This is a genomic window from Endobacterium cereale (assembly GCF_009617585.1).
In the GTDB taxonomy this organism is placed as follows: domain Bacteria; phylum Pseudomonadota; class Alphaproteobacteria; order Rhizobiales; family Rhizobiaceae; genus Neorhizobium; species Neorhizobium cereale.
Genome location: NZ_WIXI01000030.1, coordinates 1 through 25532 on the forward strand (window position 1 = coordinate 1; position 25532 = coordinate 25532).

At 58.0% G+C, this 25532-nt stretch carries 24 protein-coding genes and 1 tRNA gene; 6 read left to right on the forward strand and 19 right to left on the reverse strand.

Annotated elements, in window-relative coordinates; translation table 11 throughout:
• From GAO09_RS04545 to GAO09_RS04555, 3 genes are all read right to left on the reverse strand, one after another.
• Positions 1-1141: terminase gpA endonuclease subunit (locus tag GAO09_RS04545; protein WP_209018606.1), on the reverse strand; the 1141-nt coding region annotated here is incomplete at its 3' end.
• Positions 1071-1622, reverse strand: coding sequence for a terminase small subunit (locus GAO09_RS04550; protein ID WP_153352869.1), 552 nt, complete (start codon positions 1620-1622; stop codon positions 1071-1073). The genes GAO09_RS04545 and GAO09_RS04550, both read right to left, overlap by 71 nt.
• A 237-nt stretch (positions 1623-1859) precedes the next feature.
• Positions 1860-2495, reverse strand: coding sequence for a hypothetical protein (locus tag GAO09_RS04555; protein ID WP_153352870.1), 636 nt, complete (start codon positions 2493-2495; stop codon positions 1860-1862).
• 1225 nt (positions 2496-3720) lie between these two features.
• Between GAO09_RS04555 and GAO09_RS04560 the strand changes: the two genes are divergently transcribed.
• Positions 3721-4026 (forward strand): hypothetical protein, encoded by a 306-nt coding sequence (locus GAO09_RS04560; RefSeq protein ID WP_153352871.1) that lies wholly within the window; start codon positions 3721-3723, stop codon positions 4024-4026.
• Between the two features lie 139 nt (positions 4027-4165).
• On the opposite strand, the gene GAO09_RS04565 is transcribed toward GAO09_RS04560, so the two are convergent.
• The 5 genes from GAO09_RS04565 to GAO09_RS04585 form a co-directional block, all read right to left on the reverse strand.
• Positions 4166-5305 carry a hypothetical protein gene (locus GAO09_RS04565; RefSeq protein WP_153352872.1) on the reverse strand — a complete coding sequence of 380 codons (1140 nt, stop codon included), beginning with the start codon at positions 5303-5305 and terminating at the stop codon, positions 4166-4168.
• Between the two features lie 788 nt (positions 5306-6093).
• On the reverse strand, positions 6094-8310 hold the full coding sequence (locus GAO09_RS04570) for a bifunctional DNA primase/polymerase (RefSeq protein WP_153352873.1): 2217 nt from the start codon (positions 8308-8310) through the stop codon (positions 6094-6096).
• A 219-nt stretch (positions 8311-8529) separates the two neighbouring features.
• Complete coding sequence (locus tag GAO09_RS04575; RefSeq protein ID WP_153352874.1) at positions 8530-8904, reverse strand: hypothetical protein; 375 nt, start codon at positions 8902-8904, stop codon at positions 8530-8532.
• Between the two features lie 914 nt (positions 8905-9818).
• A tRNA-Lys gene (locus GAO09_RS04580) sits at positions 9819-9894 on the reverse strand.
• A 103-nt stretch (positions 9895-9997) separates the two neighbouring features.
• Complete coding sequence (locus tag GAO09_RS04585; protein ID WP_153352875.1) at positions 9998-10258, reverse strand: DUF2171 domain-containing protein; 261 nt, start codon at positions 10256-10258, stop codon at positions 9998-10000.
• Positions 10259-10468: 210 nt separating this feature from the next.
• On the opposite strand from GAO09_RS04585, the gene GAO09_RS04590 reads away from it, so the two are divergent.
• Genes GAO09_RS04590 through GAO09_RS04600 form a run of 3 tightly spaced genes read left to right on the forward strand, consistent with a single transcriptional unit; the run spans position 10469 to position 13685 of the window.
• Entirely contained in the window at positions 10469-11767 is a 1299-nt protein-coding gene (locus tag GAO09_RS04590; RefSeq protein ID WP_420796135.1) for an efflux RND transporter periplasmic adaptor subunit, read from the forward strand.
• 6 nt (positions 11768-11773) lie between these two features.
• On the forward strand, positions 11774-12490 hold the full coding sequence (locus GAO09_RS04595; protein ID WP_153352877.1) for an ABC transporter ATP-binding protein: 717 nt from the start codon (positions 11774-11776) through the stop codon (positions 12488-12490).
• Positions 12480-13685 (forward strand): ABC transporter permease, encoded by a 1206-nt coding sequence (locus GAO09_RS04600; protein WP_153352878.1) that lies wholly within the window; start codon positions 12480-12482, stop codon positions 13683-13685. Before GAO09_RS04595 ends, GAO09_RS04600 begins: the two co-directional genes overlap by 11 nt.
• Before the next feature lie 48 nt (positions 13686-13733).
• On the opposite strand, the gene sufA is transcribed toward GAO09_RS04600, so the two are convergent.
• The 10 genes from sufA to GAO09_RS04650 form a co-directional block, all read right to left on the reverse strand.
• Entirely contained in the window at positions 13734-14126 is a 393-nt protein-coding gene (gene sufA, locus GAO09_RS04605) for a Fe-S cluster assembly scaffold SufA (protein WP_153352879.1), read from the reverse strand.
• Positions 14127-14216: 90 nt separating this feature from the next.
• Positions 14217-14504, reverse strand: coding sequence for a type II toxin-antitoxin system RelE/ParE family toxin (locus tag GAO09_RS04610; protein WP_153352880.1), 288 nt, complete (start codon positions 14502-14504; stop codon positions 14217-14219).
• On the reverse strand, positions 14504-14779 hold the full coding sequence (locus tag GAO09_RS04615; protein WP_153352881.1) for a ribbon-helix-helix domain-containing protein: 276 nt from the start codon (positions 14777-14779) through the stop codon (positions 14504-14506). The genes GAO09_RS04610 and GAO09_RS04615 overlap by 1 nt, the downstream gene beginning before the upstream one ends.
• Positions 14780-14828: 49 nt before the next feature.
• Positions 14829-15203: an SUF system Fe-S cluster assembly protein gene (locus GAO09_RS04620; RefSeq protein ID WP_112729364.1), complete on the reverse strand. Its 375-nt coding sequence runs from the start codon at positions 15201-15203 to the stop codon at positions 14829-14831.
• 14 nt (positions 15204-15217) lie between these two features.
• Positions 15218-16456: a cysteine desulfurase gene (locus tag GAO09_RS04625; RefSeq protein ID WP_153352882.1), complete on the reverse strand. Its 1239-nt coding sequence runs from the start codon at positions 16454-16456 to the stop codon at positions 15218-15220.
• Between the two features lie 217 nt (positions 16457-16673).
• Positions 16674-17948 carry a Fe-S cluster assembly protein SufD gene (sufD, locus tag GAO09_RS04630; protein ID WP_153352883.1) on the reverse strand — a complete coding sequence of 425 codons (1275 nt, stop codon included), beginning with the start codon at positions 17946-17948 and terminating at the stop codon, positions 16674-16676.
• 20 nt (positions 17949-17968) lie between these two features.
• Positions 17969-18724, reverse strand: coding sequence for a Fe-S cluster assembly ATPase SufC (sufC, locus tag GAO09_RS04635; RefSeq protein WP_153352884.1), 756 nt, complete (start codon positions 18722-18724; stop codon positions 17969-17971).
• On the reverse strand, positions 18717-18974 hold the full coding sequence (locus tag GAO09_RS04640; RefSeq protein ID WP_153352885.1) for a hypothetical protein: 258 nt from the start codon (positions 18972-18974) through the stop codon (positions 18717-18719). Before GAO09_RS04640 ends, sufC begins: the two co-directional genes overlap by 8 nt.
• Before the next feature lie 3 nt (positions 18975-18977).
• Positions 18978-20447, reverse strand: coding sequence for a Fe-S cluster assembly protein SufB (gene sufB, locus GAO09_RS04645; protein ID WP_153352886.1), 1470 nt, complete (start codon positions 20445-20447; stop codon positions 18978-18980).
• A gap of 150 nt (positions 20448-20597) precedes the next feature.
• Positions 20598-21764, reverse strand: a complete 1167-nt coding sequence (locus GAO09_RS04650; protein ID WP_153352887.1) for a cysteine desulfurase family protein — start codon at positions 21762-21764, stop codon at positions 20598-20600.
• Positions 21765-21989: 225 nt separating this feature from the next.
• Here GAO09_RS04650 and GAO09_RS04655 point away from each other — a divergent pair, with 225 nt between their 5' ends.
• Together GAO09_RS04655 and GAO09_RS04660 are read left to right on the forward strand one after the other, a co-directional pair.
• Positions 21990-22667 carry an alpha/beta hydrolase gene (locus GAO09_RS04655; protein WP_153352888.1) on the forward strand — a complete coding sequence of 226 codons (678 nt, stop codon included), beginning with the start codon at positions 21990-21992 and terminating at the stop codon, positions 22665-22667.
• A 125-nt stretch (positions 22668-22792) separates the two neighbouring features.
• Entirely contained in the window at positions 22793-24283 is a 1491-nt protein-coding gene (locus tag GAO09_RS04660) for a lysozyme inhibitor LprI family protein (RefSeq protein ID WP_209018607.1), read from the forward strand.
• 44 nt (positions 24284-24327) lie between these two features.
• Here the strand turns inward: GAO09_RS04660 and GAO09_RS04665 are convergent, their stop codons facing one another.
• On the reverse strand, positions 24328-25512 hold the full coding sequence (locus GAO09_RS04665; protein ID WP_153352890.1) for a GGDEF domain-containing protein: 1185 nt from the start codon (positions 25510-25512) through the stop codon (positions 24328-24330).
• Positions 25513-25532 lie beyond the last annotated feature (20 nt).

Sequence of the window (25532 nt, forward strand, 5' to 3'; positions counted from 1 at the left end):
GCTGCGTGTTGAAGAACGTCTTGAGCAACTCGCTGCTCTTGGACGATGTGGCCTTCAGCCACTTACGTGCAACGTCATCTAGGCCGCCCCATGGCGAGTAAAGCTTGGATGCCCAGAACCCCGCATGGCCATCAAATGCCGACCGCTTGCCACAATGCTTGCATAGCGAATGGCCTTCATCGTCCCACTGGGTCGGCGACTGTTCATCGCCGCAACACATGAAGGTCGCGGTTTGGCGCCAGGTGATTGAATTCGGCGTGCGCAGCATCCGCTGGCGAGCCGTCTCCTCCCAAGGCTGGTCACATTCCACACAATGATACCGTGCGGTTGCCGGCAGATGTTGACCATCGGCAGACTTGTCCCAACGAACGCGCTCGAACTCCAAGACTTGCAGCGCCTCACAATGTGGGCAAGGCAAGAAAGGCTTCCTTTGGTCGGACGCTTCATATTCAGATTCGATCTTAGAGTTGCCGGCAATGGTCGGCGAGCAAGCCCTGATGAACTTGCGATTCCAGAACGATGCAGCGCGCTCTTCAGCAAGTGAAAGAGGATCACCTTCCTTGCCGGCGCTGGCAGGATACTTGTCGATTTCGTCGGCGAGGACCACGCGGATAGGACGCGATGCTAGATCAACCGGGCTGTTCGCACCTACAATAGTCAGGTGGCCGCCATCGAAATCCTTATGCAGGATCGTGGTGCCGCTGTCCTTCGACCGAGCCTCACGAACACGATCCCGAATTACGGGCGTGTCGCGGCGCAACTTATCGAAGCGGTCCTTGGACCAGCTTTCGCCGAGCTTGGTTGTCGGCTGAATCAGAATTATCGGCGCCGGATCCTGATGGATGTAAAAGGCGGCGACATTATTGATAAGTTCCGTCTTCATAAGCTGCGTGCAGCACATGATGGTGACGGTATGAATGCGTGGATCTGTAGCCGCCAGCATTGGGCCGCGCGCGACCTCGACGTTCGAAGTGCGCCAGCGGCCCGGCGAGGACGACGCCTCGGGGCTAAGAAAACGGTAGGTGTCGGCCCATTCAACGAGATTGAGCTTGGGCGGAGGCGTGAGACCCTTAAGCCTCGATTGCCTCAGACGCGCCTGTAGCTTCGCTCGACCTGCCGAGATCAGCGGCTGATAGCTCATTCAGTGCCCCCGAAATCTCGTCAAAGACGCGATCACGAACGACGGACGGGTCCGGTTCGTTTGTCAGCGTCAGTGCCAGCGTTCCGGGTATTGCCAAGAGCCGCGCTCGCACGCTGCTCAACACAGTATCGACCTCGACCCCAACGGCCTCGATCTCGACTAGCTCCCCGCTCTCGACAGCAAGTTTCAATTCGGCCAGCTTGGCCTCAGCTACGATCTTGCGGCGCCGCCCCTCATCCTCGGAGACGACATCTGTGTCGTCTTCCTTGCTGGCCGCAAACTTGGATATCAGCCGCGCTTCCATCCACTCGATTACCTCGACCGTGTTGTAGGTCGACGCTCTGCCCTTGCCCGCCTTTGACAGCACCGGCATGCCTTCCCGCTCCCACGCACGAAGCGTGACCTGCGATTTGCCGATGATGTCGGAAAGTTCGGCCTGGCTGACTTCCTTCCCCTTGGACATCGGCAGCAGCACTTTCATGGTTGTGGCTGAACCTCCCCCTACGGGGGAGATGGCCGGGGTAGACAAGTAGGAAAGCGGTTCTAGAAATTTTCATGCCTAGTCAAAGGCCGGGCCTTCCCGCCCGCATAGGCCCGGCAGGGGGTCAGAGGGACCCGACCGAGGGGGTGGACTCACCATGATAGCATGTCTCGACGCCCTTGTCAACAATAAAATGATGTTTTTCAGCATTTTGCATCATTTTTTTCATCCATTGCATCAACCGACGATGCCCTTGGTCATTGCCCGAACTTCATGCTCGACACGGGGCTGTAGGCGCTGAGCGCCCTTCCTCCATGCCTCACCTGCGAGGCCCTGCACCATCTCCTGCGGCACAAAGACGCCTGACTTCACCTTGCGGAAGTTGGTCTTTAGACGAACGCGCTTGGCTCCATGTGGATTGTTGCGGGCGATATTGTACTTGTAGCCATCACCTGACCGGATGAAGACCTGCTTATTCCAGTTGGGCTTACCAACGCGCTTGGGCCACCAGCCAGCCTTCATAAAGGTGGATGCAAATACACGCCTCGCATTGCGAGGAGCAGCGCTGACACCCTTCTTGGTCTCTCTGGCCTTGAAGTACTTAAGTGCGATATCACCGCCCTGCCCGCTGACGACGTACGTCAGCGTGTCAGGCTTGGAACGCTCACCAGAGATGCGGTAAGCCTTCTTGCCCGTACGCTTGGGTAGTCCCGTCTGGGCGGACAGCGCGCTGCCAGCTTCGTTTCGAACGATGTCGCCGGTATGGTTGATCGCGCGGGAATAAGCGCGTCGAGCGCGGCCCTGTGTTCCGAGGATGATAGTCGCTTCTTCAAGCTGGGCCATGCCACTGCCGACGACAGTCATCACGATCATGGGTCTCGTCCGCTTGCCGAAATAACGCTGCAGTTTAAATGATCATGCGGAAGGGATTGGGAAATTCGTCAAAATCTCTCTCCCCGTATTCCACAGCCAAAAACCACATTATCTTGTGGTTAACAAAGTGCTGCAGTCCACATCTTCCGAAATGATTGAACGTGTGCAATAATCGTGCTTCGGCAACAGTAGAGCGGCAAGAGAGGAAAACACGCTGCGCTCGGGATCACGCGTTTTCGCCGCGCTACTGGAGGGTCTCCCTCATCAAGAGACAATCCAACCTCGCCGATAAGGAAAGGAGGCCCATGAGTCTTGAAGTAATCATTCTGGTGCTTGCACTACCGCCAACGGTTATTGCGATCATCCAGATCATCGATCGATTTAAAGGTCGATAATTGAACTGGCTCGCCACAGCCCGATGCTGTGGCGTGTTCAACGCAAAAAGCCCGCCAGGTCATCACCCCTGCGAGCTTTTCACATTATCCGACTGAGGCCTCGGATGAGCCTTGAAGTGATTATTTAAATAATCCGAACTGACGGAGTCGTCAACTCGCTGTTGATTATTTAAATAATGGTTGGACTAATATCTGACGTAATATTTGCAAATATTTGCAACTTTCGCTGACGAAAAACCGAAAGCGGCCGGCTCAAGCCGAAGCGAGCCAGCCGCAGGGATCACCACACGACGGAGGAGAGGTCGACGTGGGGATTAGGAAGGCCAACCGAATGCCGCGTTCAATCCGCAAGCATCTATCGGTGAATGGCCGATATGGACTACCAACGAAGCGCGTCCGCAGCGTCGCCCTGTCGCTTCAGGGGCCAGACATTTCCGCCGCCCCTGCCACGGTACGAAGCCCGGTGCAGACGAAGGGATAGAGGATCAAGGGTAGGCTGCAGGCGCCGCCATGGTCCGCAGTGCGGCTCGACATGGCAGGCTGATGCAATGGAACCGATGAAGCGTTGCCGCATTCACGCTACCGTTACCAACAATCAATCCGAGGATTTCCCAATGAACAGCATCGTTTGGCTCGTAGGCGCCGTCGTCATCATTCTCGCCGTACTCAGCTTCTTTGGGTTCCGCTGATCGGCATGTAGTTAGCCCCGACTCAGAGGCTGCAACGAATGCAGCATGGCGATGGTGATTGATAATCAGGACGCCAATGTCGACTGAGTGTTAACTTCCAAGCGATATCCCAACCGTGATATAAACAGGGATTTACGCGTCATGAAATCAACGAATGGATGGCCGATATCACGGACATTAGAGCTCGTATGCCTAATCCCTCCTGCCGCGGCAGGTCTTTATACGGTTTTCTCTGGCATCAAGAATGCCGACAATTTTGCTACAATTGCAGGAATGCTAGCGGCGATCGGCGCAGCAGCGCTGTGCGGACTTATCGTAAGCAACGCAATTCGTGAAGCTAAGGGGTCTGACGCCATTTCTGATCTGGAAGAAGACGTCAAATACCTGAAGCGTCGCGTTGGAGAGCTTTCAGAGCAGATTAGTGGCCAGCCATCCGTGCAAATTTAATGAGGCAATGCCGGCATCTCTAGCGAGGTTTACCGTCCGCGAGAATTCAGTGCCTCAAATGAAAACGACCGCACAAGGCGGTCGCTCGGGTTTTTACCCATTCATATAGATACGGTCTGGCGTCCCGCTTGACCGGACACTATGCGGCAAGTCTTTCCTCCACGGGCCGGTAGTCGCCTTGAGCGTGCTCATCGAGAGCGATCAATGAGTCTATCGCTGCGTCGATCAATGACGGCCCGCGCTTCTCAGCGTAGGCTGACGATAGTCCCATGGCGATACCGATGTCTCGGGCGGAGGCATCCGTTATTGCGAGATCCAGCACCGTGGCATGGTCCCTCAGCGAACGACGAATCGTCGCATAGTGAAATGCTGCCTCAACCTGCCTAACTGCCGTGAACTCCTTGCCTGAGGCAGCAGATATCTCACCGAGCGGTTTCGGCTTCTTCACCCCACCGACCCATTGGAGACCAAGGACGATACCGTCAGGGCACAAGGTCGCCGCGAAAGGTAGCTTGTGAAACGGCACGCCGCCATCGATGCCGAACGAGCGAAGTATCTCTCGAGCCTCTTGTGTACCCGGCTGCGGAATGAAGGCGTCTCGGATCACGGTCACGGGTGACATTGGCTTGAAGTAAGATTGGGCAGCCAGCGGCGACACCGCACCCTTTAGCGCCAAATAAGAACGTATCATCGCCTCAGACCTGCCGGGCGCCGCGCCGCCCTTTTCCCCGCGGGCCCTTTCTGACTGCGCCAGAGCTGACCCCTTCTTGGTCTTTCCCCACTGCACTAACTGGCCATTGCGGAACATCAAACTGCCGACCTTGGCTTCTTCGTTGCCATTCCTGTCGACGCCGTAGGTCACGTCGCACTCTGCTCGCTGGTATGTATTGACCTCTTCACCGGTGAAGTGCCACCGCTCCTTGCCCGTTGCCTGCCAACCGATCGCGCCCAAGAGGGCTGGTTCAGAAGGCTTGATTTCGACAACGACCTCTGGATTGTACTCCTCGGACGATGGTTCCACCTCCACCCGATCCGGATAGCACATATTCCGCCAATGGCGGAGAGCATAGACACGCCTGTCGTCCCCTCGGTGAGCAAGCCTCTCAAGTGCCGGCCAGGCGAGTACGTCCTTTGGCTTCCTATTGTCGTTGGCAGCACTGGGTCCAGTTTTGGGCGCAGTAGCCTTCTTCTGCTTCTTATCCGCCGGTGCAACATGACCGGCGAGCAAAGCCGACAGCGCTGACAAATCTCGGTTGTTGGGCTTTGTTGGTGTGTTCATAACTGCCTCCATTTTGGTTTCGGGTCTGGTATAGCTCTGATTGCCTCCGATCGAGCCGACGGCGCGCCGCCTATATCCTCCATCAAGCACGCCGCCCTTTCCCTCATCCCCGCCGCCGCGCGACGCCTTGCCTCTTCAGCGACGGTGAGCGTCACGCTTCGCCTCAGTATGTAGTTGCGATCTTGGATGACGTTCCGCAGTTCTCGTTCGAGCGAGGTAATCCGCTCCTGCAGCTGCCCGACTGCGATGTTCACGTCGATGCACCGCTGCCGCCAATACTCTCCTCGGCGGCGATAGTCCCGAGGCGCCAGGCCGTCGGCTACTGATATGTCCATGGTTCTCCTCTATGCCCGAGTTGACCGGGATTTCCGGACAACTTGTCTGGAGCGTATCGTCCGGTTGAGCCGGTCAGTTTTGCATCCCACTCAATGAGGGGATGGCGTTCCCAACGCCTCCCCCTCTTTAGAGGGGTGAATTTTGGGAACGTGGGAACGCGTTTATTTTCAAACGCTTAGCCGTTCCCAATCTAACTTGGGAACGCTGGGAATGGGAATGCGATTTCATTGTTTTTATTACGTTTTCAGTTTCCATTCCCGGTGGGAACGGACATTCCCAACAATGCTTGGGAATGGATTTGTTGGGGCCGATATCGGTATACCGATATCGCTTTTGGGTGGCCGGCTTCCGAAACGGGAATTCCCGTAACGGAACAATATCCATTACTTAAGGCGGCCGGTCTTTCGCTGTTGGGGTATCTTCAAAAATGAGGAGACCCGACTCCCGTGTCTTTACCTCGGCGCGCCGGCTGTAAACGCCCCGAGACCGATAGCGAAACCACCGCCAGGAACGTCAAGCCACTTCGCCGTTTTCTCGCCTCGGCCTGTCGCCCGTACAATCTCACCTCGCTCCAAAGCTTGCTCGGCGAGGGCTGCTAGCTTACCCTTTGCCAAGCCTTTGAGTTCCTCTGGTAGTCGCTCGCGCATCTCGTAAAGACCGCCAACGCCTGTTTTTGTGAACGGCGCGCCCGCCTCAGCTGCCGCTGCAATCGCCACGACTAGGGCGCCGCGCAAGTCGCCTTGATCGAATGCAGATGCCCCTGCCCCGGCAGTCTTATCGATAAGGAGCCCGAACTCGTTTCGGGCGTACGTGCTTAGGATCCGTCGCGCCGGTCCGTTGGCCTTGACGATGCCGCCGAGCACGATCCGGTTCGGCTCCCATGAAACACCAATCTGCTTGCAGGCCGTCTTCGCCTTAGCTTCCTCTGCCGGCCACATGGAATAGACGACACGGAGACCATCAACGAGAGCCGTGCTGCCGCGGATCGCTTCGCGGGCGTCACTGAGGTTCTCGATTGGTTTTTGGCTCTTTCGCATGTGGTGCGCGGTGAGGATTGTCGCACTCGTCTCTGCAGCTAGGCGGGCTAGAGAAGAGCACACAAATTGCCCGGCCGTCGGATCTTCATTGATCGGCAGATGTGCAAAGCTCGCCAGAGGATCAAATGTCACCAACCGGAGATCATTGATGTCCGCAAGCTGATCGCAGATACGCTTGAACTCGTCGGTTTCTACGAGGCCAAGCTTACGATCCTCCCGCCAGAATGCTCGAGCGCCACCCGCCGATGGCAGCGGGACGACGATCATCTTCTTTCCAAGTTCGGAGAACCGCTCACCCTTCGGATCCAAAGCGCTAATTCGTCGATGCACCTCGTTGGCATCATCCTCCGACGTGATCATCACTGACGTTCCGTCGACGGCAACCTTGCCCCCGAAAATCGGGGAGTTGTAGAAGCTCTCGCCAAACGCAATGCGTCGATGGAGCTCGAGGAGAGCGAACGACTTTCCAGTGTCGCCAGCCGCAGACACCATGCCAGGCACGCCTAATGGGATGACGCCGTCAACGAGCCACTTCACCGGCGGCGCTTCACCCACGTAACGATCGACAGTCCATTCACGGATGGAAAGCGAAGCCGGCTTGTTGTCATTGGCCGCGATAGGCGGTTGCTCGAGTTTGCGTTCCCGCTCCGCCTGGTTCCGCAGGGTGTTCTCGACGAGCCGTTTGATGACCTCTTGGCTCAGCTGCGGCGTGTTGTCCGGCTGAAAGTCAGGCTCGGGGGGATGGCGTGGGCTAAGTACGCCGGCCTTTAGGCCGTTCTCGATCGTCTTTAGACTGCGAGGCACGTCCCTGCCCCAGCCGCGCGCCACATCCTGTAGCCAGGCGCGTGCATCGCTCTCGCTGACGTGGCCGCCACCGACCCATTGTCCGAGATTGAATGCGGCATCGTTGAGCGTGTTGTTTCTCGACCCCATGGCCGCGCTGGCGAGGTCAGAAAGCTCTCGCTCGACAGCGGCGTCAACGTAGGCGTTGTTTGTCCCGGCAGGCAAAAACAGGTACGTAGATGTCGTCTCGACTTTCTTCGGCTTTACCAAGTCGAGCAGCCAAGCTGGCGCGTGCGCGATATCGCGCACGTCGTCAGCCCAGTCATAACGGCGACCGTCCGCCATCTCGCTGCCGGCGCCAATTACGTAGCCGCCTTCGCCGCGGATGTCGACGCCAGCACCAAGGGCGCCACGGTTGCGGACTCCTTCCGTGTGCTTGAAGTAGATGTGCATGCCACCGTTGGGCGTCGTCACGCGAGCCGTCTCCGGCAACTGACCGTGTTGTGTCTCCACCGCGGCAAGCCAGTCAAAGCCATTGGCAGCGCCGGGTTTCGCGTCGATATCGAGAACGAAGAAACCAGTCTTCTCACCGGTAGGCAGTCCGATCATTGCATCCGGATAGCGGCTCCATGCGCGGCCAACGGCAGACGGAGGCGTCAGGGCACCCTTCACGCCGTTGGAAAGAAGTGGCGTCTTCGGGCCCCTCTCGTGGAGTTCGCCTGTCGAGGGGTCCACGACGTCTTCGGCCTGATGACGGCACGGAAAGCAAGGCCAGCCCCACTCTGCGTAGGAGACGGCAACTTCTTGCGGCGTCTGCGGCTCAAGCGCAACGGAGGGGATAGGGACCATGATGGGCGATTGCCTCCAATGCCAGGATTGCGAGTTGAGATGCGATTATTGCGGGGAACGTGACGGCCGCTCCGCCGTGCAAAGCTGGGCCGTAGACTCGGAGGCCGGCGTCACCTTGCACGAGCTTCAGGTCATAAGCTTTGATGCCGTGGTCTAGCTCGGCATCGAACCGGGCAATTGTCTTGCCACCGGCCCGATGCGGTCGGATTTCAAGAATTCTCATGCGGGCGCCAGTGCAAACTCAAGCGAACCGAAGTCGATCGAGAGCTTGCCGCCGTTTCGGGTAGCAAAATACCGGCCTTCCAGTTGATCTACCGACGTCAGCCTGGTGCGAATTCCGCATGCGACCGCGAGAGCGGTAAATCGGGGCGATGCGGTCTGACCTAGCGGTCCCAGAAAGAACTCGAAAACCTCTTGTTGCTTCGGGCCATCGATTGGATCAGCGAAGACATTCAGTCGTAGTTTACGGTCCGCGTCGCGGTGCAGATCCACCGCCCACACGCGCCAGCCGACCCATTTTTTTTCGACATCGTCGGGCGTTGGGAGTGTGATCGATATAGGCAGATCGTTGCCAATGCTTATCTGTGGACGCAAGTTTCCTCCTTCCGGCGCGACGGCCGGCTATAAATCGTCTGTGATTTCGGATGGGTGGTCAGGCGGCGCGTGCGGCTGAAAGCTCAGCCTGCCGCATCCACGTAGTCAGGGACGATCGGCGAGCAGCGATGGTGCCACCCAATTTGAAGTGGGGTACAATCTTATCATAGGTGAGCCGATAAACCTGGCGCTGAGTGACGCCAAGGAACCCGGCTATTGCCGGAGCCCCCATCAGTAGATCCCCGTCTACGGTGTTGTCATTCATTGGTTTCATAGATTCTCCTCTATTTGCAATGTTCCAAATGCTGGCGGTTACATTGAAAGCCCGCAATAGAAATCAGGCTGCTGTACACATTGGTCAGTTGCAACACGAGATTTACGCTGGTGGTCGCAAATTTTGGACGCAAGCGCATTTCGCTCACGATGGGAAACCATGCGTGCGAAAGGTGAATTAATGGGAAGTAGGCGGCTGCCGGCACGTCTTTACCGGGTTGGTCATTGATCGAAGCACTATAAGCGCCACCCTCATCGCGGGGCTGCACGGCAGATTGACTGCGGCTATGCGTTTGCACGCTTGCGGAAATCTGATCCGCTACTGCGGCTGTTCACCGCAACATCCTGAAATTAGATCGGATTTACAAATTTTACAACGTGTATATTTTTAACGGCACCACTTGACCGTTTGTAAATCGGTTGGCGATTTCACCTCTTTACGAGGACAACGGCTTCACGTCCTGCTGCGACGATCGATTCGGCAACCGCAACCCACCCCTAGGGACTTTGGGAACGCCACGGCAAACGCGTGTGCCAATCGTGTGCCTTAAAACCTCGTCACACGATGTAAATCACGTTAAAATGGAGTAATACTTGTCACCGTTTTCCTCACTTACAGCATTGAAATGCTTGAGGAAAAGTGGTGAGAGCGCAGGGGTTCGAACCCTGGACCTACTGATTAAAAGTCAGTTGCTCTACCGGCTGAGCTACGCTCTCCCAAGGGCACGTCAATCCGTGCCCCGAAAGTGGGCGGAACATATGCAGACGAACCCCGGTGGTCAACCCGGGTTTTCTGCAAAAATTTCATCTTTCCCGCACTTTAATGAACGGATTTGCCGTTTTCTTCTTCTTCGAACAGAACGGCGGCATCGCTGTTGGCTGAAAGGCGTACGATTCCGCCTTCAACTTCGGCAACCAGCCCCAGCGAAATGAAGTGATGATGTCCTTCGTGGCCACCTTCACCGCTGTCTTTCTTCGTCAGCTTGATTCGGCTGCCTTCGACACGGTCCACAGTACCGACATGGGCGCCGTCAGCGCCGATGACTTCGGCATGTTCCTTGATATCGCGTGCATTGATCATGGTGATCTCCTTTGCGTTTGCGCGGTAACAACGCATCAGGCGGCCGAAGGATGCATCGTGCAGAGCTGTACGTGGAGCCCGAAATCTTACCTATAATTCACTAGGTTTCGCCTCATACCTATGTAATGCCAAAGCCGATGAGGGCGTACCGGCGCATCAACAGAATCAAGCCGCTACGGATGATCGCCCTGAAGGAGACTGACGTTGAACATATCCAACAAGCCGGACCCGGCTGGAAAAGCCGGCACCACGCCTGACCTTGCGGCGATCCTTGCCCAGGCGGGCGGCACAAAAAAGCGTTCCCGCCGGCTGGTCTGGCCGCTGGCGCTGCTTCTGGTCCTGGGCGGTGGATATGGCGCCTACAGTTATTTTTCCGGCAGCGGCCCGCGTTATGAATACACGACCGAAGCGCTGAAAAATAGCGATCTCAACGTCATCGTCACCGCCACCGGCTCGGTCCAGCCGACGGATCAGGTTGATGTGTCGAGCGAACTCTCCGGCACCGTGCGCCAGGTCAATGTCACCTACAACAGCGCGGTGAAGGCCGGTGACGTGCTGCTGGAACTGGACACGAACAAGCAGGAAGCCGATGTGCAGAGCGCGCGCGCCCAGCTTGCTTCGGCAAAAGCCAATGTGCTGAAGGCTGATGCGGAACTCTCGTCGGCAAAGGTGTCGCTCGACCGCCTCACGAACCTCGTCAATAGCCGCATTTCAAGCCAGCAGGATCTCGATTCGGCGCGTTATGCCTACGAATCGGCTGCGGCAACGAAATCGGTCAACGAGGCATCCGTGCTGTCGGCCGAAGCGAGCCTGCGCCTCGCCGAAGTCAATCTCTCCAAGCTCAAGGTCGTCTCGCCCATCGACGGCGTCGTGCTCACCCGCGATGTCGATCCGGGCGCCACCGTCGCCTCCTCGCTCAACGCGCCGGTGCTGTTCACCATTGCCGGTGACCTAAAGCGGATGGAACTGCAGGTCTCCGTCGATGAAGCCGATGTCGGCCAGGTCCGCGAAGGTCTGGATGCCACCTTCTCCGTCGACGCCTACCCTAACCAGAAATTCCCCGCCAAGATCGAAAGCGTTCGTTTCGCCTCCGAAACCGTGAACAATGTCGTGACCTACAAGGCGATCCTCACCGTCGACAATGCCGATCTGCTCTTGCGCCCGGGCATGACCGCGACGTCGGACATAACAGTCAAATCGCGGAACAACACGCTGCTCGTTCCGAATGCCGCCCTGCGTTATTCGCCGCCGATGCAACAGAGCGCCAGGGGCGGCAACCCGCTGACGCGGCTGTTTTCTCCGCCCCGCCCGCCGCGCGGCGGTTCGCGACAGGCCGATGCCGGCGCACAGCGAGATGGCAGCCGTGTCGTCTGGGTACTTCGTGATGGTGCTCCCGTACGCGCCCGTATCATGACCGGTGCCACAGACGGTCGCTTCACCTCCGTCAAATCCGGTGAACTGAAGGAAGGCGATCTCGTCATCACCGACGCCACCGCCCGCAATGGCTGACCGCGCATGACAGAGGCTCCGCTTATCGAATTCAGAAAGGTCTCGAAGTTTTACGGACGCGGCGAAGCGACGATCCGCGCGCTCGACCATATCGACCTTTCGATCCGCACCGGCGAATTCGTCGCCATCATGGGCCCGTCGGGTTCGGGCAAATCGACAGCCATGAACATTCTCGGCTGCCTCGATACGCCCTCCTCCGGCGATTACGCTTTTCAGGGTGTGTCCACATCCGGATTCGGCCGCGAACAGCTGACACTGCTGCGCCGCCATATGCTCGGTTTCGTCTTTCAGGGCTTTAACCTCCTCGCCCGCACCTCCGCGGTGGAAAACGTCGAATTGCCCCTCGTCTATCGCGGCATGGATACGAAACAACGCCGCGAGCTTGCCATGCACGCGCTGGAGCAGGTTGGCCTGAAAGGTCGCGAGGGCCACACGACACAGGAATTGTCAGGCGGCCAGCAGCAGCGCGTCGCGATTGCCCGCGCCATCGTCACAAGCCCGGCAGTCCTTCTGGCGGATGAACCGACCGGCAACCTCGATACGCGCACCAGCATCGAGATCATGGATCTGATCACGGGCCTCAATCGAGACCACGGCATTACCGTCATCATGGTCACCCACGAGGAAGATATCGCGGCTCACGCCAAACGCCTGCTGCGCTTCACCGATGGCCACCTCGTCTCGGATGACGTGCAGGAAAAGGAGGTCGCCCATGTTCTTTGAAACAACAAAGCTCGCCTGGCGTGCCATCAGCCGCAATCTGTTGCGTTCCTTCCTCACCGTGCTCGGCGTCGTCATCGGCGTTGCCGCCGTCATCGCCATGGTCACCATCGGCAATGGCACGACGGCTCAGGTACAGCAAGAACTGTCACGGCTTGGCACCAACACCCTGTTCGTCCGCCCGGGCCAGTGGGGTCCGGGACGCGCCAGTTCGGAAGCGAAACGATTTGTCGATGCGGATGTGGAAGCCATGCGCAGCCAGATCAGCGGCCTGCGCGCCGTCGCACCTGTCAACCGCGGCACCGCCACGGTCATTGCCGGCGGCGCGAACCATTCGACCAGCGTCATCGGCACCACCAACGATTACCTGATCGCCCAGGACTGGGACATGGCGCTCGGACGCAATTTCGAACCGACCGAGGATCGCGGCAGCCAGGCCGCCTGCATTATCGGTGAGACACTGCGCAAGGAACTTTTTGGCTCGGCCAACCCGGTCGGTCAGAGCATCCGTGTCAGCAATGTCGCCTGCCCCGTTGTCGGCGTGCTGACCAGCAAGGGCCAGTCGGGCATGGGCGATGATCAGGATGATACGGTGATCATGCCGCTGAAACTGCACCAGCGGCGCATCGGCGGCACGACGACGATCAGTTCCATCACCCTTTCGGCGCAGGATGGCATCTCGACCTCAAAAGTCCAGACCGACGTACAGAACCTGTTGCGCGAACGGCGCCGCATCGCGATTGGCCGCGACGACGATTTTTCGGTGAATGACATGACCCAGATCGCCTCTGCCATGACCGGCACAACCGTGCTTCTGACCGGCCTTCTCGGGGCGGTCGCTGCCGTCAGTCTCCTGGTCGGTGGTATCGGCATCATGAACATCATGCTTGTTTCGGTCACGGAACGAACCCGGGAAATCGGTATCAGGCTGGCGATCGGCGCTGTCGAACGGCAGGTTCTGACCCAGTTTCTGGTGGAAGCGGTGATGCTGTCCGTCTTCGGCGGCGCCACCGGCATTCTGACCGGCGTGGCGCTGGCCTATGGCGTGGTGACCTATATGAGCGTGCCCTTCGTGCCGAGCCCGACAATCATCGCGCTGGCCTTCGCCTTTTCCGCTGCCATCGGCATGGTGTTTGGTTATTTTCCGGCGCGACGCGCTGCGCAACTTAACCCGATCGAAGCGTTGCGCCACGAATAGAAAAAGAGCCGCTCGGGCCCTTTTCAAATTCGTTTCGGCTTCGTCTTTTCAGACGGCTGACGCCTGTCCTTCGCGGCTCTTCGCCAGCGCAGCCAGATCAGCAGGCTTCAATTCCACCGATTCGCCGCAGCCGCAGGCCGAAGTCTGGTTCGGGTTGACGAAGGTGAATCCGGAACGCATCTGCGTCTGCTCGAAATCCATCTGCGTGCCGAGCAGATAGAGAACCGCCGACGGCTCGATCCACACCTTGGCGCCGGAAAACTCGACGAGGTCATCCTTGGGATGAGGCTCGGTGACGAGATCGACGGTATATTCCATACCGGCACAGCCGCCCTTTTTGATCCCGACGCGAATGCCCTGCGCTTCCGGCCCGGAATTACCGACAATCGCGTTGACGCGAGAGGCGGCGGCTTCTGTCATGGTCATCACTGCAAAGCCCATCGGCTCATTCTCCTTGCACATCCGGGTTCAAGGCCCGGCGGTTCTGGTGTCTTATGTAGTTCTTGATAAATGCCCAATCAATAGATTCGGTTACTTAGAGACAGTTTGCCAATCGCGAGCGGCATGAATGACGCGAAGAACGAGGATACCAACTCTGTCGGCGCGATAGAGCACGATATAGTTTTCGGTTGGAAACATCCGAAGCCCCTCGCGGACTTCGTCATGCGCCACTCCAAGATGCGGATTTGCCCCGAGAAGATCCAGTATGTGAAACATCGCATTGCGCCACGCACGTGCTGCATCGGGATTGCGTACAGCAATATACGCAAGAATGTCCGAAATATCCTTACGAGCGCTTGGTCTGAGGCGGTGAGGCATCAGAGCTCGCGTCCAAACTCTTTCTCGAATTCTTCGTCTATTTGCCGCATAGCCTCGGCGGCATCAATGGGATCGCCGCTCTCCTCTGCCTCGGCAATCAGAGCGTCAAGTTCGTCTACCGTATAACCATGGATCAGGCGTGATGACTGCAACGTAGCCATTGCTTTCGTGACGACGTCACCAGCCGTTGCAAACTCCCCGGAAGCGACCGCCTCGTTGATCGCCTCGCTCACCTCACGGGGAATATCGATGCTTACTTTTTCAAGCTGCGGCATAACGCTGAGCCTCCGGGGGGATGCGGAAAATTATAACCGATCCAGCCGATTAATACCACCCGACCGCAACCTGCGCCTCTTCAGACATGCGCTCCGGCGTCCACGGCGGATCAAACGTCATCTCGACCTCAACGCCCGAAACGCCTTCCACGGCGCCGACGGCATTTTCCACCCAGCCCGGCATTTCACCTGCCACGGGGCAACCCGGTGCCGTCAGCGTCATGGCGATCTTCACCATGCGATCGTCCTCGATGTCGATCTTGTAGATCAGCCCGAGTTCAAAGATGTCGGCCGGGATTTCCGGGTCGTAAACGGTCTTCAGCGCCGCGATGATGTCATCGGACAGGCGCTCCAGTTCATCCGCAGGAATCGCAGAATCGATAATGCCTTCACGGGCATCCCACTTTGGTATGTCTTGGTCCATAGCCCCTAAAATCCTCAGGCAAAGAAATTGCGCGCATAGTCGAGCGCATCGGCCAGCGCATCCACTTCGGCACGGGTATTGTACATGCCGAAAGATGCGCGACATGTGGAGGTGACGCCAAAGCGTTTCAACAGCGGCATAGCACAATGTGTACCGGCCCGCACGGCCACGCCTCGGCGATCGATGACCATCGAAACGTCATGGGCATGGATGCCGGCCAGTTCGAACGAGAACATCGCACCCTTACCCGGTGCATTACCGATGATGCGAAGCGAGTTGATTGCCTGCAACCGCTCGGTCGCATAGGCCGTCAGGTCCGCCTCGTGGCGCGAGATCGCCTCGCGGCCGATCTTTTCCATGTAATCCAGCGCATGACCAAGCCCGATCGCCTGCACGATCGGCGGCGTTCCGGCTTCGAAACGATGCGGCGGATCATTGTAGGTGACGAAATCCTGATCGACATCGACGATCATCTCGCCGCCGCCCATGAACGGCCGCATCTCCTTCAGCCGGTCGGTCTTGCCGTAAAGCACACCGATACCCGACGGACCGTAAAGCTTGTGGCCGGTCATCACGAACCAGTCGCAATCGATATCGCGCACGTCGATTGGCATATGCACCGCGCTCTGCGAACCATCGACCAGAACCGGAATGCCGCGCTCACGGGCGATGCGGCAGATTTCCTTGACCGGAACGACGGTGCCGAGCGCGTTCGACATATGCGTTATCGCAATCAGCTTGGTCTTTTCGCTCAATGACTTTTCGAACGCCTCGATATGGAAGGCGCCCTCGTCATCCACCGGCACCCAGACCAGCTTGGCGCCCTGCCGCTCGCGGATAAAGTGCCACGGCACGATGTTGGAATGGTGCTCCATGATCGAGATGACGATCTCGTCGCCCTCGCCGATTTTTGGCATGCCGTAACCGTAAGCGACGGTGTTGATCGCCTCGGTGGAATTCTTGGTGAAAATGATCTCGTCGATCGAACCGGCATTCAGGAACTTTCGGACCTTTTCGCGCGACGCCTCATAGGCGTCGGTAGCGGCATTCGAAAGATAATGTAAACCGCGATGCACGTTTGCATATTCGTTGGAATAAGCGTGCGAAATCGCCTCGATCACCGATTGCGGTTTTTGCGCGGAAGCGCCGTTATCGAGATAAACGAGAGGCTTGCCGTGAACCATTGTCGACAGGATCGGGAAATCCCGGCGGATGGCTTCGACGTCGTAAGCGGTCGGTGTGGTGTGGTCCATAAGAAAGCCTTTCTGATCTCGCTCAGGGCGAGATTTTGGCAGAAGCTCTACGCTTACCGGCAAGCTTGAAAACTTTACCTTCGTCATCCGCGGGCTTGCCCCGAGGATCCAATCACGTTGCAACCGGTTCAACGGTCGCAGATGCTCGGGACATCCCTCGGGTTAAACCCGAGGACGAGCATGACGAGCGGAGGAGTTTCCCCCTCCGCCGGTCTTATCAGGCGTGCTTTGCCAGCCAGGTGGAAATGATGCCTTCCAGCGCTTCCACCAACTGCTCGTCTTCCAGCTCTTCAACGATTTCGGCGACGAAGGCGTTGACCAGCATGGCGCGTGCCTTGTTTTCCGGGATACCGCGGGCCTTGAGGTAGTAGAGGTGGTTGTTGTCGATATCGGCAACCGTCGCACCATGGCCACAGACCACGTCGTCGGCAAAGATTTCGAGTTCCGGCTTGGCCGAAAAATCGGCGTCGTCCGAAAGCAACAGCGTGTTGCAAGACATCTTTGCATCGGTCTTCTGGGCGTCGAGCGCAACCTTGATCATGCCCTGGAATACGCCGCGGGCGCGATCGAACACCACGTTACGGAAAACTTCCGTAGAGCTCGTGTTCGGCACGTTATGCGCCAGAACCAGCGTCACGTCGGTATGGGTGTCGCCACCCAGCAGGTTGACGCCGCGCAGGGTCAGTTCGGCATTTTCGCCCGAAACATCGATGCGCAGTTCCTGACGCACCAGCTTGCCGCCGGCATTGATGACGAACAGCTTCAGCTTGGCATTCGCACCAACGCGGATGCGGATCTGGCCGAGATGCGTGTCCTCGGCACCCTGCTGCTGCACGATCACCCAAGTCACGTCGGCGCCGTCGCCAATAGAGATATCGCTGACCGACGACACGAAGGCCGCACCGTCGCCGGTCGCCGCATGGCGCTCGATGACTGTGGCCGTGCTATTGGCACCAAAGCTGACCGGGAAGCGCGTATGCACCTGTCCGCCGCCATGGATCGCCTGGATCTCGATCGGCGTTTCCAGTTCGGCACCTGCCGGCACTTCCAGCACATAACCGTCGCGGACGAAACTGCCGTTGATACGGCCGATGGCATCGTCGTTATCGATGACGGACAGGCCCGGAGCAGCCGTGCCTTCGCGCAGCATGTCGGCGAATGCACCGACGACAACGCCTTCGACGGCCGCCTTGGCATCGACCTTGCCCTGCAGGGCAGCCAGCACTGGCGAACCGGCAACAAACGGTGCCTGCGCGTCGATGACGGCGGTGCTCGTCTCGGTCGGAACCGCACGTAGCAGCGTTTTCAGATCGGTATAATGCCAGGCCTCGATACGGCGCGTCGGCAGGCCCTGTGTTTTCAGGTCATCGAGCAGGCGGTCGCGCGCGCTGGCCACGGCGCCATTGCCCGGCAGGTCACCGAAGGACGCGGTATAGGCGTCGATCAGTGCGCTTTCCGCAGCACTCAGGCGGGGTTGTGTCTGGATATTCATGGTCTCTTGCCTCCCGCCAATCAGGCTGCCGCGCCGATGATGTCGGCATAACCATTGGCTTCCAGTTCGAGCGCCAGTTCCTTGTCGCCCGAACGGATGATCTGGCCCTTGTAGAGAACGTGAACGCTGTCCGGCACGATGTAGTCGAGCAGGCGCTGGTAATGGGTGATGACGATGGTGGCGCGATCCGGCGACTTCAGCGCGTTGACGCCGTCAGCAACGATCTTCAGCGCATCGATATCGAGGCCGGAATCGGTCTCGTCGAGCACGCAAAGCTGCGGCTGCAAGAGCGCCATCTGCAGGATTTCAGCGCGCTTCTTTTCACCGCCGGAGAAACCGACGTTCAGCGGACGCTTGAGCATGTCCATGTTGATCTTCAATTCGCCGGCCGATTCCTTGACGCGGCGGATGAATTCCGGGGTCGTCAGTTCTTCTTCGCCGCGCGCCTTGCGCTGCTCGTTCATGGCCACCTTCAGGAATTGCATGGTGGCAACGCCCGGAATTTCGACCGGGTACTGGAAGGCAAGGAAGATGCCCTTGGAGGCGCGCTCGGCCGGGTCGAGTTCGAGAATGCTCTCGCCGTTATACAGGATGTCGCCCTCGGTGACTTCATAGTCCTCGCGGCCCGACAGGATGTAGGACAGCGTCGACTTGCCGGAACCGTTCGGGCCCATGATGGCAGCCACTTCGCCGGCCTTCACGGTGAGGTTCAGTCCACGGATGATTTCGGTGCCATCTTCGGCGATACGGGCGTGCAGGTTCTTGATCTCAAGCATCTTTTTCATCTCTTGATTTGTTTTTTCTTCCGTAAAGGAAGCGATCCATCATTTTGTCGCCGACAAGCTCAGGCGCGGCCCAGATAATTATGAATACAACGACAAGTGAAACAGCTCCGATGGATTTGGCCACAGCCCAATCAGCTATCAGACCTGCAAGTCCAACAAAAAGCCCAATGCAGCAGGTGAACATGGTCAAAAGCATGACCTTCATGCCCACCGTCATATCGGACTTTTTGTCTCGGTCCATTCGTTATCCCACGCTACCCTCAAGCGAGATGCCGATCAGCTTCTGCGCTTCCACGGCAAATTCCATCGGCAGTTCCTGAATGACTTCGCGCACGAAACCGTTGACGATCAGCGCGATCGCCTCTTCCGTCGGGATGCCGCGCTGGAGGCAATAGAACAGCTGATCTTCCGAGATCTTGGAGGTGGTTGCCTCGTGCTCGAACTGCGCCGAAGAATTCTTCGCTTCGATGTAAGGCACCGTATGCGCGCCGCAACGATCGCCAATCAGCAACGAGTCGCACTGCGTGAAGTTACGGGCATTGCTCGCCTTGCGGTGAGCCGAAACCTGGCCGCGATAGGTGTTCTGCGAAACGCCGGCAGCGATACCCTTGGAAACGATGCGGCTCGATGTGTTCTTGCCGAGATGGATCATCTTGGTGCCGCTGTCGATCTGCTGGTGACCGTTGGAAACGGCGATCGAGTAGAACTCGCCACGCGAATCGTCACCGCGCAGGATGCAGGACGGGTATTTCCAGGTGATCGCCGAACCGGTTTCCACCTGTGTCCAGGAAATCTTGGAGCGGTCGCCACGGCAATCGCCACGCTTGGTGACGAAATTGTAGATGCCGCCCTTGCCGTCCTTGTCGCCCGGGAACCAGTTCTGAACGGTCGAGTACTTGATCTCGGCATCGTCCAGAGCAACGAGTTCGACGACAGCTGCATGCAGCTGGTTTTCGTCGCGCTGCGGTGCCGTGCAGCCTTCGAGATAGGACACGTAAGCGCCCTCTTCGCAGATGATCAGCGTGCGCTCGAACTGGCCGGTGTTCTTCTCGTTGATACGGAAGTAGGTCGACAGTTCCATCGGGCAACGAACGCCCTTCGGCACGAACACGAACGAACCATCGGTAAAGACGGCGGCGTTCAGCGTTGCATAATAGTTGTCGGTGGTCGGCACGACCGAGCCGAGATACTTTTTGATCAGATCGGGATGTTCGCGGATGGCTTCCGAGATCGACATGAAGATCACGCCGGCCTTCTGGAGTTCCTTCTTGAACGTGGTGACGACCGAAACCGAGTCGAACACGGCATCGACGGCGACCTTGGACTTCTGCACGCCGGCCAGAATTTCCTGCTCGCGCAACGGAATCCCGAGCTTTTCATAGGTCCGCAGCAGTTCCGGATCGACTTCGTCGAGCGAAACCGGGCCGGTGATGTTCTTCGGCGCAGCGTAATAATAATAGTCGTTGAAATCGATCTTCGGGTAATCGACGCGCGCCCAGCTCGGCTCTTCCATGGTCAGCCAGCGGCGATAGGCGTCGAGACGCCATTCCAGCATCCACTCCGGCTCCTGCTTCTTGGCAGAGATGAAACGGATGATGTCTTCAGACAGGCCCTTGGGCGCCTTATCGACTTCGATGATCGTCTCAAAACCGTATTTGTACTGGTCGATATCGATCCCGCGGACCTGATCGATGGTTTCCTGAACGGCAGGCATCACATTCTCCAAATCTGGCCGAAATCAAAGGTCCGGCAGCTTGTCATCGTGTTGGCGGATTTCCGCCTTCATGTAAGTGCCAGAAGGGGAATTTCCCAGCTTTTGGCAAGGTCAAAATTTGCGTTTCCGCAAATCATTCTAAACTAGCGTCTATGCGGCCTGCCCCGAAAGCCGGCGTCGGCCCGCCACTTTGGCAAAAGCGGTTATGGCGCAGTCAATATCGGCTTCTGTGGTTGTCGGCCCGAGCGATATACGCAGGCCCCCCAGTTTTGGATCATGCCCCATGGCCGTCAGCACATGACTTTCGCCAACCCGGCCGGACGAGCAAGCAGAACCGGCCGAAAGCGCGATGCCTTCAAGATCGAAACCGATCTGTCCGGTCTCCGATTTCAACTCTGGCAACGTGAAAAAGCTGGTATTGGCCACACGCTCCACATCGGCACCATGAATGATCACGTCCGGAGCCGCACCACGCATGCCATTTTCCAGCCGGCTGCGCAGGGCCGCTATATGGACACAGCGCGCATCCAGTTCGCCCAGCGCCACTTCGGCCGCGGCCCCAAAACCGACAATCGCAAAAAAGTTTTCGGTTCCGGAACGATGGCCCTTTTCCTGACCTCCACCCCGGATCAACGGTTTTGGCATCAACACCTCGCCACGCGTCACAAGTGCGCCAACACCCTTCGGCCCGCCGATCTTGTGCGACGAAATGATCAGGAAATCGGCATCCAGCGCATTGATATCGAGCGGCAAACGCCCGGCCGCTTGCACGGCATCAACCACCATCAAGCCACCTACCGCATGCGCAAGCCTGGCCGCCTCAGCCACAGGCTGCACGATACCGGTCTCGTTGTTCACCAGCATGACGGCTACCATCGGCAGACCGGTTTCACGATCATGCCCAGCCAACATCACCTCAAGCGCCGCGAGATCAACAACGCCCTCACCCGTCACCGGGATTTCATGCACATTTTCGGAAGCGAAACGACCGCCTTCGCGAATGGCCGGATGTTCGATCGCTGAAACATAAAGCGCGCCGATTTTCAGCGGCGAACGGCCCATGCGGAATTCCGGCACAAGAACATGGTTGGAGGCCTCGGTGGCGCCACTGGTGAAAATGACGTGAGCCGGTTCGGCACCGACCAGAGCAGCAACCGAACGTCGCGCCTTTTCCAAGGCCGCCCGCGCTGCACGCCCCTCACCATGAACGGAAGACGCATTACCTGGCAGCGACAGCGCATCCATCATGGCAATACGCGCCTCATCACACAAAGGTGCGGTCGCGTTCCAGTCGAGATATGTGCGTTCAAGCGCCATGGCCGGCCATTGTCCGATGCGGTTCAGTTTCTAGATAGGCAGTGTACGGCGCATTTTCCTTGAAATTTTCGCCGGCCTTGCCGTATGAGACACCCAACCGGGGCAAACCTTGCTGGTCGCCCCAATTTCGAATGGTTCTAAACTGTTTCTAGAAAAGCTGAGCGGCTTCGTCAAGTCAAAGCACAGCCTAACAGTCAGGAACCTGCGACACTGACCGGAGTACCGATGCCCGAAGTCATTTTCAACGGCCCTGCAGGCCGCCTGGAAGGCCGCTACCAGCCATCCAAGGAAAAGAGCGCGCCGATCGCCATCATCCTGCACCCGCACCCACAGTTCGGCGGCACGATGAACAACCAGATCGTCTACCAGCTCTTCTACATGTTCCAGAAGCGCGGTTTTACGACACTCCGGTTCAATTTCCGCTCGATAGGCCGCAGCCAGGGCGAATTCGACCACGGCGCCGGCGAACTGTCGGATGCCGCGTCGGCGCTTGACTGGGTGCAGAGCCTGCATCCCGATTCGAAGAGCTGTTGGGTCGCCGGTTATTCTTTTGGCGCCTGGATCGGCATGCAGTTGCTGATGCGCCGCCCGGAAATCGAAGGTTTCATGTCGATCGCGCCGCAGCCGAACACCTATGACTTCTCGTTCCTGGCGCCCTGCCCGTCGTCCGGCCTGATCATCAACGGCGACGCTGACAAGGTTGCGCCTGAGAAGGACGTCAACGGCCTCGTCGAAAAGCTCAAGACCCAGAAGGGCATTCTCATCACCCACAAGATCGTAGAAGGCGCCAACCACTTCTTCAACGGCCAGGTGGATACGCTGATGGGCGAATGCGAGGATTACCTCGACCGCCGCCTCAACGGCGAACTGGTGCCGGAGCCGGCTGCCAAGCGCATCCGCTAAGCGCTTTATACAGAGCTTTCGAAAGGCGATCTCACGGTCGCCTTTTTTGTTGTCCAGCAACATCTCGACGAGCGCCGCTCAAGCATCATGTCATGACAGTTGCCAAGACGATACGAGGACCAAAGATGCGCAGACGACCAATCCATATACTGCTGGTTTCTTCCCTCCTCGCCGTCCCGGCCTCCTTCACCCCGACGGCAGCCTTCAGCGCGCCCAGTTTCGACTGTGCAAAAGCGTCCACACCTGCCGAACGGCTGATCTGCAACACCGATCTCGATGAGACGCTGGCCGGCAGGGACAACGAACTCGCCGCGATCTACAAAAGGGTCCTGACCGCAGCCGGAAACCGCCGGGCAAATATCGTCGCCGCCCAAACGCAATGGATCAGGCAGCGAGACACAGCCTGCATCCAGCCGGAAAAATCCAATGAGCAGCGGGCGCAATGCCTTACCGAAAGGTATGACGAGCGCATTCAAACATTAAAGCCGATGCAGGCCGGTGCTGAGGATAGCCTGGCGCTTTGCAATGGTCTGGTCGATCATTACAAGACTGCCCTGCAGACAGCTCCCAGTGATCGCCTATCCGGCGGTTTTCTGGAAACATTGAAAAAGACAGCTGACGTCAGGCTTGAAATCGCAAAATCGACCGAGTTCGCCTCCAGCACCAGCGCCGAAAGCCCCACAGCGGAAGACTATATCAAGCAGAATTTCAAGCCTGACGCCGCCTTGCTGCAAACGCTACGTGAAAACACTGAAGAGGGTAATTTGGCCTCCTCCCTGGCGGTCTGGATGACCCGCCTGCCAAAGACCGATGTTTATGGCATCTCGACGCTCAATGGCACGATGCGCTGCGAGGCCATCGAACTGCTCTTCAATGCGGAAAAAAACAAGGCAGCGGAAATCGATGATCCGGGCAACCAGTCCGAATGTACCGTCAGCTATTTTGCGGCAGTCGGCGATCAACCCGCACTGATCTCGCAAGATTTTATTGGCGAGACCTCGCCAAAGAACTATCACCTCGTCGAAGGCTACTCCGTCCATCCATGGAAGGGTGGCTGGCTGCCGGCCTGCAATATTTCCCTCACTTATGCACCGGAGATGAAAGTCCATCCCGGCAATCCGGCTTCGGTCGGTGCCGCTGACGAGGCTGAAGACTGCTCGCCCGGAGACGAGGCATGTGCAAATCTTCGACAGGCAGTGCTCACGCTCATGAGGCGTTACAAGGATGATCCTGAAACCATGCCTCGTCGCCTGATTTCGGAGCTTTCCGACAGTCAGCGTCAACAATTTCTAAGCTTGAAAGCAGCCTCGGATGCTCAGGCGTCCACCAGACAGGAAACCCCTTGGGAAACGGGAAATTACGTGTCTCTTGCCCTTGATGTAACCGGCATGGACGCCATTCCCCTGAACACGCAACCTGTTGCCCTGCCACTCGTGCTGAACGGCAAGCTTTTGCTGATCCTCGCGGGGCATCAGATGACGACCGGCTCTCGCGACCTGTCCGACTACGATGTCTGGGTAAAGGAGATGAAGGCAGACAAGGCGACATTTGTCACCAGCCTTACCGTCAGCCTTGCATTCGGTGCTTTGCAAACGGCTAAGGTATCGCTGCGATAGGGTAGCGTCGGCTGCGGATGAATATCCCGTCGCGTTTCCCGGGCTCAATTCACCGGCCGCAGATGGGATTGTCGCGGTGCCTGCTGCTGTTCAGCCTGGCACACGCGGTTGCGCCCGCTGCGCTTGGCTTCATAAAGCGCCATGTCCGCCTGCCGAAACATCTGCTCGGTTTCGTCCCGGGCAGCAAGAGGCGCAACACCAAAGCTTCCCGTCACTTTCAGGGTCGGCAAGCCAGCGAGCGATATTGTCGTCGTGCCCGCCCTCAGTGCCTGAGCGAACAGGACGGCCACTTCCACCGTGGCATTGGGGAGGAAGACCGCAAACTCCTCGCCGCCGATCCGGCCAAGAACAGCGCCTTGCGGCGCGCTCGAGCGCAGGAGTTCGCCAAAACGCTCGATCACCATATCACCGACATGATGGCCATAGGTGTCGTTGATCGATTTGAAATGGTCGAGGTCGCACATGATCACCGCGTGCTGGCCGTTGCCGGGGCGGCTGACTGCCCGTTTCACCGCCTTCTCAAAGCCACCGCGATTGGCAAGCCCAGACAAACTGTCACGCTCCGCACGGCCACGTTCCACGGCCATGATATCAAGTGTCAGGACAGCCAGCAGCATAAGGCCGACCGCCACAATCAGCACGGCCGTAATACTCTGCGAAATGACCGCATAATTGGTGGAAACATAGGCACTGGGCGTCGACCCCGGGCCAAGGACCGCCGCCAGCGCCGCTTTCACCAGAAAATGGCCGCCACTCAGCACCAGCACGATGGCAAGTGCCCTATCCATCATGGTCCGGCGCTCTGACAGAAAGACATTCATGGCTGCAGACAACGTCACAAGCGCGTAAGGTCCCTGATAGACGAAACCATAACCCCACCATGAACGCGGCAGATCGAGGACAACAGTATAAGCCATCATGCCGAACAGGAATGTCGCCATGGCAAACCATTTGGGAAACGGCCTGTCATACAGGACCGAAACGCCCCAATGCAGCAGAACCAGCCCCGCCAACACGCTGCCGTAGGCGGCCATTGCCCAGGGCCCCGGGTGCTCGGCATAGGCGACACCGAGTTCCGACAACATTGTCAGTGATGCGATGAACAGGCCGGCGGAAAACAACAGGGCAACGGAACGCCAGCGGCTGTAAATCGACACGACCGCGAACACGGCGCTGAAACACAGGCCGATGAAAAAATTCACCACCAGAAATATCGCGGCAGCAGACATGGACAATCAATCAGGCAAAA